The organism is Traorella massiliensis (genome assembly GCF_900104665.1).
In the GTDB taxonomy this organism is placed as follows: domain Bacteria; phylum Bacillota_I; class Bacilli_A; order Erysipelotrichales; family Erysipelotrichaceae; genus Traorella; species Traorella massiliensis.
Genome location: NZ_LT629969.1, coordinates 1,046,737 through 1,060,096, shown reverse-complemented (window position 1 = coordinate 1,060,096; position 13,360 = coordinate 1,046,737). Strand labels below are relative to the sequence as shown.

General features: G+C 34.7%; 11 protein-coding genes. All 11 read left to right on the top strand.

Annotated elements, in window-relative coordinates:
- Window positions 1-30: 30 nt before the first annotated feature.
- The gene (locus tag BQ5367_RS12490) at window positions 31-2,244 is read left to right on the top strand and encodes a dockerin type I domain-containing protein (protein WP_071442783.1); all 2,214 of its coding nucleotides are present in this window, start codon (window positions 31-33) and stop codon (window positions 2,242-2,244) included.
- A 57-nt stretch (window positions 2,245-2,301) separates the two neighbouring features.
- The gene (locus BQ5367_RS12485) at window positions 2,302-3,738 is read left to right on the top strand and encodes a cadherin-like beta sandwich domain-containing protein (RefSeq protein ID WP_071442782.1); all 1,437 of its coding nucleotides are present in this window, start codon (window positions 2,302-2,304) and stop codon (window positions 3,736-3,738) included.
- Window positions 3,739-3,772: 34 nt separating this feature from the next.
- Entirely contained in the window at window positions 3,773-4,495 is a 723-nt protein-coding gene (locus BQ5367_RS12480; RefSeq protein ID WP_143052404.1) for a tRNA threonylcarbamoyladenosine dehydratase, read from the top strand.
- A gap of 21 nt (window positions 4,496-4,516) precedes the next feature.
- The gene (gene dnaE, locus BQ5367_RS12475; protein ID WP_071442780.1) at window positions 4,517-7,594 is read left to right on the top strand and encodes a DNA polymerase III subunit alpha; all 3,078 of its coding nucleotides are present in this window, start codon (window positions 4,517-4,519) and stop codon (window positions 7,592-7,594) included.
- A gap of 153 nt (window positions 7,595-7,747) precedes the next feature.
- A complete protein-coding gene (locus tag BQ5367_RS12470; protein WP_071442779.1) occupies window positions 7,748-8,689 on the top strand; it encodes a D-alanyl-D-alanine carboxypeptidase family protein in 942 nt (313 codons plus the stop codon).
- Window positions 8,686-9,258, top strand: coding sequence for a spore maturation protein A (locus tag BQ5367_RS12465; RefSeq protein ID WP_071442778.1), 573 nt, complete (start codon window positions 8,686-8,688; stop codon window positions 9,256-9,258). Before BQ5367_RS12470 ends, BQ5367_RS12465 begins: the two co-directional genes overlap by 4 nt.
- The gene (locus tag BQ5367_RS12460) at window positions 9,248-9,673 is read left to right on the top strand and encodes a spore maturation protein (protein ID WP_235858773.1); all 426 of its coding nucleotides are present in this window, start codon (window positions 9,248-9,250) and stop codon (window positions 9,671-9,673) included. The genes BQ5367_RS12465 and BQ5367_RS12460 overlap by 11 nt, the downstream gene beginning before the upstream one ends.
- A 108-nt stretch (window positions 9,674-9,781) precedes the next feature.
- Complete coding sequence (locus tag BQ5367_RS12455) at window positions 9,782-10,504, top strand: pseudouridine synthase (RefSeq protein WP_071442777.1); 723 nt, start codon at window positions 9,782-9,784, stop codon at window positions 10,502-10,504.
- An 81-nt stretch (window positions 10,505-10,585) separates the two neighbouring features.
- Window positions 10,586-11,320 carry an RsmE family RNA methyltransferase gene (locus BQ5367_RS12450; RefSeq protein WP_071442776.1) on the top strand — a complete coding sequence of 245 codons (735 nt, stop codon included), beginning with the start codon at window positions 10,586-10,588 and terminating at the stop codon, window positions 11,318-11,320.
- Between the two features lies 1 nt (window position 11,321).
- Window positions 11,322-12,074: a hypothetical protein gene (locus BQ5367_RS12445; protein ID WP_071442775.1), complete on the top strand. Its 753-nt coding sequence runs from the start codon at window positions 11,322-11,324 to the stop codon at window positions 12,072-12,074.
- Window positions 12,071-13,360 carry a tRNA (N(6)-L-threonylcarbamoyladenosine(37)-C(2))-methylthiotransferase MtaB gene (mtaB, locus tag BQ5367_RS12440; RefSeq protein WP_071442774.1) on the top strand — a complete coding sequence of 430 codons (1,290 nt, stop codon included), beginning with the start codon at window positions 12,071-12,073 and terminating at the stop codon, window positions 13,358-13,360. Before BQ5367_RS12445 ends, mtaB begins: the two co-directional genes overlap by 4 nt.

Here is a 13,360-nt window from a genome sequence, read left to right as displayed (position 1 = left end):
TTATGAAAGAAATGGAGGTGTTAAAAAGTCATGAAATTTGGTCGTAAAATTCTTGTCTTTTTGATGATATCCTGTATAGGAATGTCGATGTTCGCTTTTTTACATGCACAAGCGAATGAGGCTGAAGAAATAACAGATGATCCAGGTGTTAAAATTGGTTCTATTATATATGATTATGATGAAAATGGGAATGTGACAGAACGTGTTATCGATGCCGAAGGAGCTGTTACTTTGGAAGAAGCCGAGCAAGAATATTATCAGAATTTTATAGGCAATGGCGATATCTCGCTAATGTCAAATGATACATATAAATTAATTAGCATTAGTGAAAATGGTACAGAAACAGAAGTAAATTCTTTTGCAAATTATGAAGATGCATTAAACGCCTATGAAACGATCATAAACCAGAATCCTTCAGTTAATTATGCAGTAAAATCGCAAGATAAATACTGGAAAGTAAAATATGCAACTGTTAAATTCAAAAAAATTTTGAATGGTTCATATATTGCTAATACGAATTATACTGAAGATGGTACAGGTATAAGCGGTTATACCAATATGGCTTATGGCATTGATGCTGCTTTCTTAGAAGAAAAAGATGGCAAGGTAAAATTCAGATTATCAGGAGTCAATGGCTGGGTGGATGCCTCCTTGGTTGAAGTTGTTCCTTATACAGAAAAAGGAACTTTCATCAATTATTATAAAGTAAGCAATGGTAAACTTTACCATTATATTCGTACAGGCGGATTGAAATCCAGTGATGGTTCATATTCTTCAGCAGTCAATATGGGTTATGCGCCAAACTATCTGAGTTCATCAACGGTTTATTACAGCTATGATGCTCATTATTTCTATACAGATTATTTTAAAATGATCGATGATTATCGTAACGGTACCAGTACGAATGCTGTAAATGCAAATAATCCTTATTACAACTATTATCAATATTTGCCACTGCATTCTCAGAGTAACTATACTGCAAACGAATTAGATAGTTTTATCGCAAGCAAATATACAGCAAAGCCAACCTCTAAAAATCCAAATGATTTGAAAGCAAATCAGTCTTTGTTAGTGAATGAAGGAGCTTCATTTATAAAAGGACAGGACTTTGGTGTAAATCCACTGATGGCCTTGGGTATTGCAATTAACGAGAGTGGCTGGGGAAGAAGTTCTATTGCTCTTGCAAAGAATAATCTTTTTGGCTTAGATGCTGTAGATTCAAATCCATCAGGTTCAGCGGATACGTATGATTCAGTTGAGTATTGTGTTGATATTTTTGTTCGTGAATGGGTAACCTGGGGCTATCTTGATACAAATGACTGGCGCTATTTTGGTGGCCATCTTGGAGATAAAGCCAGCGGTATGAATATTAAGTATGCTTCAGATCCTTATTGGGGTGAAAAAGCAGCTTCTCATAGTTATTCAATTGATGAATATCTAGGAAAAAAAGATTATCAAAAATATGCTTTAGGAATTAAAGAAACAGTTGATAGTGTCAATGTCAGAAAAACAGCTTCAACAAGCTCAGATACGATTCTTTCATTAAAAAATCCAAGTTATAATGTAAGAAATATGCCTGTGATCATATTAAGCCAGACAATGGGTACGTCTGTAAATGGAAACTCTGTCTGGTATCAGATCTATACAGATCATCCATTAGATAGCAATCAGAAGAAAATTGCCCGTTATAACAATGAATCATTAGAATGGATCTTTAATCAGAAATATGATTTTAATAATTCTTATGGATATGTTTCAAGCGCCTATATCCGTAAGATCAATGATGCAAATACAACTACATCATCTGATATTCAGTCATTCTTAAGTAAAGCATCATTGACAGTAAGCGGATCTTATGTACAGGGAATTTCATCACAGATGAATATTAATACATATATTTCACGTTTACAGGCTATTGATTCAACTATGAAAGTCGAAATCAATACGAATGGACATAGTAATTCTAATTCGTATATTTCAACAGATATGATACTTAAGATCACATCTTCAAGTGGTGAAACAGCTAGTTATACGATTATTATTAAAGGCGATGTGAATGGAGATGGAAAAGTAACAGCTGTGGATCTTTTAAGATTAGAAAAATATATCTTAAATCCTTCTACAAACAAATTATCTAATTCACAGATAAACGCTACTGATATTAATAAAGATGGAAGAAATAATGCAGTAGATTTATTAAAAATTGAAAAACACATTTTAAATCCTGCTAATAATCCCCTATAATACTAAATACAATGATATTTGAATCATTTAAATATTTTCAAAATAGAGAGGACTTATATGAAAAAAATATTAAAAATATTTCTCTTAGTTGCGTGTGTATTTGCAACGTTAAACATGTTTGATGTAAAAGCAGCTAGTGGAGGTTATGCAAGGTTAACTGGAAATACAACAGTTGAAGTTGGAAATACTGTTACGATTACCGCAACTATTGGTGGCAACAATATGTATTTTGCATTAGGTAATGTAAGTAGTAATAATCCGTCTGTGCTATCAGGCGGAGGTCAAATTACAAATAGAGATGCAAATGGTTTTTCATCACACTCGCAGTCATTTACTTTTACAGCGAATAGTGTTGGCACCGCTACAATAACTTTAACAGTAGATAATGAAAATACTATCGATTTAGATGGTACATCATATGGAATTGAAGGTGCATCTATTACAATTAATGTTGTTCCTAAATCAACTAGTGGTTCTGGCTCTTCAGGTAATTCTGGCGGCGGTTCAAATTCAGGAAGTTCTAGTTCTGGTTCAGGGAGTTCCACAACAACACCAGTAACGGATAATCGTTCATCGAATAACAATCTTTCATCATTATCTATCAGTGAAGGAGAACTTTCACCTGCGTTCTCAAGTGATGTGACAGAATATAGTGTTGAACTGGCTTCTTCAGTTACAAGTATCACTGTAAATGCTTCTGCTAGTGATGCTAAGGCAAGTGTTTCTGGTACAGGTGAAATATCATTAAATGCTGGTGATAATCGTATTGAAATTACAGTAACTGCGGAAAATGGTAATCCAAAGCTTTATGTCATTAATGCTTATGTTGATGAAGCACCTTTAGTTTTTGTTTCGTATGGAGATAATGAATTAGGTGTTGTACGTAATTTAAATGGTGTTACTTTAGAAGGTTTTGAAGAAACAAGTGTTCAGATTGATGGTAATGAAGTAAAAGCATGGCATAGTCCGACACGTAATATTACTGTTGTTTATCTAGAAAAAGATGATGAAAAAAATTTCTACATTTATGATGAAACAGAAGGTATAACATCTGTTTATAAACAGGTTGCCATTTTAGGAAATACATTAGGAATTGTAGATATTCCTGAAGATTTACAGGAAAAAGCCGGTATGACGTATCAGGAAATTACAATTGATGATGTAACCCTGATGGGTTGGGTCTATGAAGATAAAGCATTTAGTAATTATTCATTGATCTATGCTATGAATGATATGGGTGAATACCAATATTATCAGTATGAAAGTACACAGAATACGCTTCAGCTTTATTCAGGTGCTGCCGCAGTAACACAGGAAGATTATGAAAATCTGGTTAATCATAGTGAATCTATGCAGCTGTATTTTTATATTGCTTTAGGAGGATGTGTTGTATTACTGGCAGTTTCTGTGTATGGTTTTGTATGTGCTTCACGTTATAAGAAAAGACTTATTTCAAAAGGGAATGAATTGAATGATATAATCAAGGCTGACTAAGGTCAGCTTTTGTTGTTGAGAAAGAGGTGTTTTGATGGAAAGCTTTAAAAGAGAAATCATGCTTATAGGTAATGAGAAATTTGATCGTCTTCAGTCTTCTAAAGTGCTTATATTTGGTGTTGGCGGTGTTGGCGGATATGTGTGTGAAGCCCTAGCTCGTAGTGGTATAGGTTCATTTACGTTAGTAGATCATGATCGTGTAAGCGAATCAAATATCAATCGACAGATCATTGCATTGCATTCTACTATAGGTGAATATAAGGTTGATGTGATAAAAAGAAGAATACTTGATATTTATCCAAAATGTGATGTTGAAGTAAAAAAGATGTTTTATCTTCCTGAGAATAAGGATGAAATAAATTTTGGAGAATATGATATGATCATTGATTGTATTGATACAATTAGTGCAAAGCTAGACATTATCTGTGAAGCACATCGTTTAAATATTCCGCATATTAGTTCTATGGGAGCGGGGAATCGTTTAGATTCTTTAAAAATTAAAGTAGGTGATGTTTTTGAAACAAGTTATGATCCTTTAGCAAAAGTGATGCGCAGAGAATTGCGTAAAAGAGGGATTCATCAATGTAAGGTTGTTTATTCTACAGAAAAAGCATTAACGCCTTTATTTTATGATGAACAGGAACTAAAGGAAACAAATAAACGAAGCATACCTGGCAGCAGTGCTTTCGTACCTGCAGCTTTTGGACTGGTGATTGCTTCTGAAGCGGTAAAAGAACTTCTAGGGTGTGCACTGTAATTTTTGTGCTATAATAATGTCATGGTACATTTACATGTTCGCAGCTGCTATACGCTTTTAAAAAGTACAATTCGAATCCAGCAGCTTGTTAGTGAAGCTAAAAAGATGAATATGAAAGTCATTGCTTTGACTGATCTGAATGTCATGCACGGAGCAATGAGTTTTTATCATGCCTGTAAACAGGCTGATATCAATCCTATTTTTGGACTTGAATGTTTCTGTAAAATTGACGATGAATTATTTAGTTTTGTTTTATTGGCGAAGGATGATACAGGTTATCAAAATCTTTTAAAATTAAGCACTTATTTGTGTACGAAGGAGAAAGTCATTGATTTGGATGAGCTTGTGAATTATGCAAAGCATTGTTTTGTGATTTCTAGTGGAGATCATTCAAAGTTTGACGAATATGTTATTGAAGAAGATGAGATGTTGATGGGGAAATATCTGACGCTTTTTAATGAGGCTTTTGATGATTTTATCTGTGGTATCGTCATGAATGATACAGGGTTATTACAAATTAAAAATCCAATATTAAAAAGAGTTGCTCATGCAAATCATATTAAAACTGTAGCCCTTTCTCGTGTTTATATGCTTTCTAAAGATGACGAAGAGAGCTTTAGAGTATTAAGTGCCATTGATCAGGGATTAAAAGTAAATGATAAGACATTGGATATTGCCAGTGGGCGTTATCTTCGCAATGAAGAGGAAATGAGAAAACTATATGATGAAGATGATTTAAGAATGAGCGAATGGATCGCTGAGCAGTGTCAGGTCCGTTTTGAATTTGGGAAAAGTGAATTGCCTCATTATGAAAATCGATATGGTGTATCCTCTTATCAGTATTTAAAAAGTCTTTGTGTAAAAGGGCTTGAAAAAAGACTGAATACTAAAAATATACCTTCAGAGTATGTAGAACGTTTAAAATATGAATTGAATATCATCCATAATATGAATTTCGATGATTATTTTTTAATTGTCTATGATTTCATTAAATATGCCCGTTCACAGAAGATTTATGTAGGACCTGGAAGGGGGAGCGCTCCTGGAAGCTTAGTTGCTTATTGTTTAGGTATTACTCATATCGATCCGATAAAATATCATTTATTGTTTGAACGTTTTTTAAATCCTGAACGAATCAGCATGCCGGATATTGATACGGATTTTCCGGATAATCGGCGTGATGAAGTCATTGAATATGTGAAAGAAAAATATGGTGTGGATCATGTAGCACATATCGTAACTTTTGGTACGCTTGCAGCTAAGCAGGTGCTTAGAGATGCAGGAAAAGCTTTGGGCATATCTGCTTATGATATTGATATTCTTACCAAATCTATACCAGTAATGTTAGCAAATAAAAAAGTCACGCTTAGAAGTGCTTATCAGGATATACCTCGCTTTAGAACTGCAATTGAAGCAAAAACAGAGAATCGCAGACTATATGAAATAGCATTAAAACTGGAAGGCTTGCCACGTCATGCTTCTACGCATGCCGGTGGTATCGTTCTTTCAAAGCGTCCTATTAGTGAAGTGTGTCCCTTGATATCTAGTGATGATTCACTTGATTCAACTCAGTTTTCAAAGGAATATTTAGAAGATCTGGGGCTTATTAAGATGGATTTTCTGGCAATTCGCAATTTGACAATTATTGATGAAGTTGTAGGGGAAATCAAAAAGACAAAGCCTGATTTTGATATCATGAAGATTCCTTTAGATAATAAAAAGACATATGAGCTTATCCAGCATGCAGATACGGCAGGTGTTTTTCAGCTTGAATCAGAAGGCATGAAAAATCTTTTACGGCAGTTAAAACCCGCTAATTTCAAAGATGTTGCTGATTCATTGGCACTTTTTCGCCCAGGTCCGATGGATAATATTCCTCGTTATCTGAATAATCGTCAAAATCCGTCACAAATCGTTTACTTGCATGAAGATCTAAAAGATATTTTAGATGAGACTTACGGAATCATCGTCTATCAGGAACAGATCATGCAGATTGCACAAAAGATGGCTGGTTTTAGTTTAGGAAAAGCAGATATATTAAGAAAAGCAATGTCTAAAAAGTATTTAAAGGATCTGGAATCCTTACAGAAAGAGTTTATTACTGGTGCTATTCAAAAAGGCTATAGTGAAAAATTAGCTCGTGATGTTTACGATTTGATCTTAAAATTTGCAAACTATGGTTTTAATAAATCACACAGTGTTGCTTATGGAATGGTCGCTTATCAGATGGCTTATCTAAAAGCTAATTTTCCTCAATATTTCTTCTTATCTTTATTAAATTCAGTTATTGGCAGTGATGTCAAGACAAGTGAGTATATTTTTGAAGCTAAGAAACGTCATTTACAAATTCAATTGCCAAATATCAATCTATCTGAAAAACGATATATTCTTCATCATAATCAAGTAATTTATCCATTAAGAGGAATTCGTAATGTTGGTGTGAATGTTGCTGATAAAATAATTGAAGAACGTAAGCAAGGCCTTTTTAAAAATTATTATGATGCGGTTGCTAGACTTTCAAAAGCAGGTGTCAATAAAAAAGCAATTGAATGTTGTATCATGGCAGGAGCTTTTGACTGTTTTCATTTAACAAGAGCTAGTATGTTAGCTTCACTGGAAGATGCATTGCGCTTCAGCAGTATCATTATGATTGAAGATGAGAATCAGCTACGACTTGATTATTCGCTGGCAACTCCTCCTGCGATCATTGATGTTGCTGATTATCCTATAAGAAAAGCAAATCAGGAAAAAGAAGTCTTAGGTTTTTATCTAAGTGAACATCCTCTTAGCCGTATAAAAAATGAGCTGCATTTTAATGGAAAAGCAATCATTGAATGTTTAGAACCTTGTGGTAATGTAACGATGATGGGGATGGTTTCTCATCTAAAACAGCATAAGACAAAAAAAGGAGATCTCATGTGCTTTAGTGTTTTAAGCGATGAAACTGCCTCGATTGATTTAGTCATCATGCCGAATTTATACAAAAACCTTGCAAGCTCCTTAAAAAAAGGATCACTTATCAAGGTTTCTGGTAAAACGGATAAACCGAATAGCTGTCTTGCTAATCGTATTGAATTTATATCTGTTAATCATGAATAAAGTCCGATTGCAATTGAATGCAATTGGGCTTTTATTATTTAATTAAATCAGTTTTGATCATGATAAGCTAATTTCATAGCTGATTCTTTTATCATAATTGGATAAAAAAGGGCTATTTTCTAGATAGATTACATACAATAAAATGGGTGAAAGATGAAAAAGACAATTGTTTTTCTTATGATGCTTTTGTGCTTTGAAATGCCTTTACAGGCGGATTATATCGTACTATCTGAAGGTGAGGTACTTGCAGGTGATAATATTCATCAGACTCAAAGCGTTGCTTCTATCAGTAAGGTCATGACAGCTTTGGTAGCACTTGAAAGTGCAGATGTCAGTAATATCGTTACTATTGATCATGAAACGACATTACAGATCGGATCCTCATTATATGTGCAGGAAAATGAACAATATTCACTGTTATCGCTTTTATATGGACTGATGTTGAGAAGCGGCAATGATGCAGCTTATGCGATTGCCACACATGTTGGTAAAGATGTCGATCAATTTGTGAAAATGATGAATGATAAGGCGAAAGAGTTAGGTATGAATGACACAGTGTTTTCTAATCCAAGTGGTTTAGATGAAACTGATGGAGGGAATATTTCCAGTTTATATGATATGGCATTATGTATGCAGGCAGCCATGAAAAATGAGATTTTTAGAATGATTGTCAATACACGCCAGTATGCTGCTGAGAATCAGCGTGTATGGCTCAATAAAAATCGTTTATTAGGTATGTATGAAAGCTGTAATGGAGGTAAAACAGGATATACGGTTAAATCAGGGAAGACTTTAATTACAAGCGCTTATGAAAATGGATTAGAATCCATTGTTGTCAGCTTTAGAGAAGGGGATTATTTTATGTTACATAAACGACTTCATGAAGATGTGTATCTGAAATATAAAACCGTTCTTTTAATTGAAAAAGGTACTTACAAAATTCAAAACAAAAGACTCACCATTCAGGAAGATATTCAATCACTTATCCCTATTGATGGAGAAGTTTTTGTAGAAGTATTGCTTGAAAATGATGCAGTGCTTATTCGTTATAAAAACTTAGATACTGTAATTGAAAGAAGGGAGCCACTGACATGACTCTTTTTTGGAGCATCATGATCTTAGCGTCTATCTTATTTGCGTTAATGACTGGAAAAAGTGAACTATTAAGCAATACGATCGTATCGGTTGGCAGCGAGACCCTAGATTTTGTGTTGCCGCTTATTGCGGTGACCTGTTTTTTTAACGGTATTGTTGAAATTGCATTTCAAAATGGCTGTATCGCATGGTTAGAAAGAAGAATGAATCCCTTGCTGCGCTTTTTGCTTCCGGATATAAAAAACGATCAGGAAACATTAGGGTATGTTGCCAGTAATATCGTTATCAATATGTTTGGACTTGGCAGTGCAGCTACTCCTGTCGGATTAAAAGCGATTAAAGGGATGCAGAAGCACAATCCTGATCCTAAAACGGCCACACGCAGCATGGTTACTTTTCTTGTGTTGAATACGGGAGGGGTTACCTTGTTTCCAACAAGTATTATTGCTTTACGTGTTGCTTATGCATCAAAGGACGCTACAAGTTTTATTCCTTTTGCGATCATTGCTACATTTAGTGCTTCTTTGATTGGCTTACTGGTGGATCGGTGGTGGAATCATGGTCACTAATCTGATTCTGCCACTGTTTATTTTTCTTATTTTAGTAGTTTCATTAATTAAAAAAATTGATTCTTACAGTGCTTTTCTAAAAGGTGTCAAAGAAGGCTTTTTACTTTTCAATGATGTTTTTGGAAGTATGTTATCGATGATGTTTGCGATCAATCTTTTACGAATGAGCGGATTGCTTGATTTTATCGCTAATATTTTTGCTTCTTCAATATTAAAAATTGAACCTTCTTTATGGGCTATGATGCTTTTTCGGCCATTTTCAGGTACAGCTTCACTGGCCATCATGATTGATATTTTTAAATATTTAGGAGTTGATTCGTTTAGTGGTATCATGGCTAGCATTATTCAGGGAAGTACAGATACGACATTATATGTCATTACTTTATATTTTGGCTGTGTAGGTGAAAAAAATTAAAAATTCAATGGCAATCGGTTTAATCAGTGATATTGTAGGAATAAGTATGGCCATTCTACTTACATTTCTTTTCTTTTCATGATATGATACTGAAAAAGGAAGTGAAATATGGAAAGACTACAGAAAGTAATTGCTGCCAGTGGTGTGACTTCACGTAGAAAAGCTGAAGTTTTGATCAGTGAAGGAAGAGTCAGTGTCAATGGCGTTGTGATACGTGAAATGGGATACAAGGTAAAAAAAGGAGATCAGATCGAAGTTGACGGTGAACTGATCCAAAAGGAAAATAAAGTCTATTATGTGATGAACAAACCAAAAAAGTGTTTATGTACCTTAGATGATGAACATGACCGTAAAACGGTTGTTTCACTTATTCAGTGTGATGAGCGAATTTTTCCGGTAGGAAGATTGGATTATGATACGAGTGGTGTATTGATATTGACCAATGATGGTGAATTTGCCAATATGATCATTCATCCACGATATCACTTACCTAAAACATACGATGTCTTAATTGATGGTATTCTGGAAACTTCTCAAATCAAAGAAATGGAAAAAGGAATCATGCTGGATGATGGTATGACCTTACCCGCAAAGGTAAGAGTTCGTAAAAAGGACTATGTTCATAAGAAAACGAAGTTTGATCTGACGATTGTTGAAGGAAGAAATCATCAGGTAAAGCGAATGGTTGAATATTTTGGTTATCAGGTTACTTCGCTTCATCGTAAGTCGTTGGGCTTTTTAAAGGTTGACGATATGTCACAGGGAAGTTATCGTCTTTTAAAGCCTCAAGAGGTCAAAGATTTGCGTCGTTTAGCGAATGAAGGAAAATGATGCTCCGCTTTTGCGGAGTTTTCTTTTAAGTTTTATTTGTCTTTTCATACTATTTCGATTAAAATAGATAAAGGTGATGATATGCAGCAATATTTTATAAATTCAAAACTCACTGATACAGTGATCTTTAATGATGAACAAAGCCATCATATTGCCCATGTGATGCGTATGAAAGAGGGAGAAATCGTTAAGGTCGTTGATTGTGAAGAACAGGCAGCTTATGCGGCTATTCATTATGATGGAAAAAAAATTTGCGGCATTCTTCAGAATCGTTTAGATACCGATACATCAAAACAAATCAAAATCAGTTTAGCAATGGCACTGATAAAAAAAGAAAAATGGGAATTATGTATTCAAAAGTCTGCGGAATGCGGGGCTTATGATATTTTACCATTTATATCTTCAAGAAGCGTTGTGAAAATCAGTGAAGAAAAAAATGAAAAAAAATTATCAAGATGGCAGAAGATTGCTTTAGAAGCTTGTGAACAGTCAAAACAGAATCACTGCTGTGTCATTCATTCTGTCGAATCCTTTTCACAAATACTTGAAAAAGAGGCTGATTTAAAGTGTATTGCTTATGAAAATGCGGATATGAAAGCAGAGAGCCTTGGAAAAGTATTAACGCAGCATCCTCATATTCAGTCCGTACTGATGATGATAGGACCAGAAGGCGGCTTTAGTGAAGAGGAAGTCTTAGAAGCAAAGGCCCATGGTTTTATCTGTGTCTCTCTTGGAAGACGTATTTTCAGAGCGGAAACAGCGGCTATTAGTGCTATCAGTATGCTGAACTATCATTATGAAATGCTTGGAGAATAGTATGGAACTATTAAAGAAAATTCAAAAAAAAGATGAAGTCAAACTGTTGAAATGCGATGCAGTGAAGCGTTTTATCAGAGAAAATGAGCATTATTTAAAAAGATATAACATTGATTTAGTCATTAAAAAAGATGAAGATTTCTTTTACTTTGAATGTCTGGTACAGACGCTTAAAAATAAAGAACAATTTGAAGGCTGTTTTGTGAAATCTTATGATGATATGATTGATTACTGGCAAACATTAACCTATGAAGAAAGAAAACGATTGATCAACATTGATATTGAAAAAGTAAAAGAAGAAATGCCTTTTACAGTAAGGAATAACCAGCGGTTATATTTACCATGCATGAATGAACGCATCAATGCGATTTATGAAAATGAAATGGTATTATTTGAATTGAAGCAATATAATCGTTTGCGTTTTGACTGTAAAGATATGATCGATCATTATTCACTTACTTGTGAAATGGTCAGCTTTCATTTCACATCTTTACAATTAGTTCAATTGGATGTCAATGGGTATTGGGCCTATTGTCCGCTATCATCGACACTTTATCATTTTATAGATGATAGAATTGCTGAATCATTTCCACTTGTTCGTTTTCAGGGAGAAATGAATGAACTTGAAGAATGGCTTTTGTTGTATCAACAAGAGGATGAGGAAGCTTGTCTTAAGATGCTGATTGAGAAAGGCTGGATCAGTGAAAAGATGACTAAAAAAATGACAAAGGTCTTAGAAAGAAGGAAAAAATGAAAACATTTGCGATACATACGCTTGGCTGTAAGGTCAATTCTTATGAATCTGAAGCTTATATAGAAAAATGTCTGCAGCTTGGATATAAACAGGTTGATTTTAAAGAAAAAAGTGATATTTATCTGATCAATACTTGTGCTGTGACCAATACGGCAGCGTCAAAATCAAGGCAAAAGATTCATCAGGCGATTACTCAGAATCCTCAAGCTTTTATTGCTGTCATAGGCTGTTACTCGCAAGCTGAGGCTGAAAATATCGAGAAGATGGAAGGAGTCAATGCTGTAGTAGGAAGTGATCAGAAAAAAGATTTTCTTGATTCGCTTGAAAAACTGGTAGAGGAACATCGAAAGGTAAATTATGTGCATGAACTGAATGCTATTCCTCGTTTTGAAGATTTGCATATTGAGCGTTTTGCACGTCATACAAGAGCTTATTTAAAAATCCAGGATGGCTGTAATCAGTTCTGCAGTTACTGCATCATTCCATATACAAGGGGAAGAGAGCGTTCTTTAGATGAACAGCAGGCTGTGGATATTGCGAAAAGGCTGGTTTCTAACGGACACCATGAAATTGTTCTTTCAGGTATTCATACGGGAAGGTATGGACGTGGCAGCGATAGTGATCTAGTTTCTTTGCTTGAAAAGTTATTGGAGATCGAAGGGCTGGATCGTATTCGAATCTCTAGTATTGAGATGAATGAGGTAAGTGATGCTTTACTGGATCTGATGGTTAGACATCCTCAAATTGCCCGTCACCTTCATATACCGGTACAATCTTGCAGTGATAGCGTATTAAAAAGGATGAATCGTCCTTATGATATGAAACAGTTTATAGAGCGTATCGAACAGATACGTCATAAATTGCCGCATATTTCTATCAGTACAGATATTATTGCCGGATTTGCGGATGAAAGTGAAGATGAGTTTGAAGAAACACTAAAAAATGTTAATAAGATACGCTTTAGTTTTATGCATGTTTTTCCTTATTCAAAAAGAGATAAAACAGTGGCTAGTAAAATGAAACAGATTCATGGTACAATAAGAAAGCAGCGAGCTCGAAAACTTAGCGATTTATCAGATGAGATGAAAAGGGATTATAGTCATTCATGGATTTCTAAAAGCTGTGAAGTTCTTGTGGAAACATGCAAAGGGGATAGCTGTATGGGACATTCCAGCGAATATTTGCCGGTGATGTTTAAGGGAGATCCATCACTAGTGGGACACATTGTCCGTGTCGTTATTCATGAAGTAAATGATTCCGGCTGTTTAGGATCATTGGAGGGTTAA